Source organism: Faecalibacterium langellae, from assembly GCF_002549775.1.
GTDB lineage: Bacteria > Bacillota > Clostridia > Oscillospirales > Ruminococcaceae > Faecalibacterium > Faecalibacterium langellae.
On record NZ_NMTR01000023.1, the window covers coordinates 1 to 1,137 of the forward strand.

Genomic DNA, 1,137 nt, shown 5'->3' on the forward strand with positions numbered 1-1,137 from the left:
CTTCGTACTGCTTCCCAAGCAGATAGCGTTTCTGTTCGGGACTCAGGTTTCGCCGTCCCAACTGATTCCGGCAAATCCACGCAATGGCTTCTTCGCGGTTCTCAAATCGGAGCGGCATGGTAGAGAAATAAATCTCCGGGTGCTTCTGAAGAATCGCATAACGGTTGTGACCATCAACAAGGGTATTATTCCACACGATCAAAGGAGAGATCAGCTTGCCCTCTTTCAGGATATTTTCTTCAAGCTGCTTGTACTCATCGTCCGTCAGCGGCGGAATCTGGGACTGGAACTCCGGGTCAATTTTCAGATTGATCATACGCACACTCCTTTATCTCTCCTGCTGCGTCTGTTCTTCCTCCCGGAAAAAGGACGCAACATTCTGCTTTGCGGTTTTCAGTTTGAGCAGTTCCTCTTTAGCTTCCTTGTACTGCTCGTAGAACTTTGCCTTTTCGGAGGCAAGCTGCGCATACTCGGCTTCCAGCTTTTTCGGGCTGGGCAGCTTGGTGAGGTCATTTGCCTTGAAATAGGCTGCTGCTGCCCGGTATGCTGTCAGCTCTGCACGGTGCTGCTCCTCAAAGGCTGCGGGTCGTTTGGCAGTCTTTAACTGCTGTGCGATTGTCTTGGTGCTGGCATAGGCTGCGACGTGATAGCGCAGCTCTTTGTTGGTTTTCATGCGACCTTCGAGGTCTTTCACCACCGCCAGTGCGTCGTGATACTTGGTTTCCAGTTCAGCGATGCGCTGGTTCAGGGCGTCCTCGTCGGTCAAGTTCTTTTCCTGCAGAAGCTTCACGGTCTGTGCCATAACTTTGAGATTGTGTTTCGTGAGCCAACGCTTATAGCCAATGCCCTTGCCTTCGGTCATTTTCGACTGGATGTCGATCAGTTTCCCGATGGTATCCTGCTTGAACTGCGCCTTGGGTTCGCGTTCGGCGTTTGCCTGCAACGTGGCAAGCACTGCCGCCTTATCGAACTTGTCACCGATGCTGTGCGCCCGGATGAACTTTGTCCTTCCGGCAGGCAGATAGCTGAGCCGACCACGGCTTTCCTTGACCGTGATTCCGTACTGCTGCAAGAGCCTGTCCGAGAAATCTTCAAAGCTCATTGCGGTGTCCAGCACATCCGAGATCTGTTTCCGCA

Annotated in this window: 1 protein-coding gene and 1 pseudogene; both read right to left on the minus strand. The window is 52.5% G+C overall.

Annotated elements, in window-relative coordinates; all coding sequences use genetic code 11:
• A partial coding sequence (locus CGS49_RS13210; RefSeq protein WP_489752634.1) for a ParB N-terminal domain-containing protein occupies positions 1-316 on the minus strand: 316 nt, incomplete at its 3' end.
• Between the two features lie 12 nt (positions 317-328).
• Positions 329-1,137 (minus strand): annotated as a pseudogene (locus CGS49_RS13215) (relaxase/mobilization nuclease domain-containing protein); the annotation flags it as partial.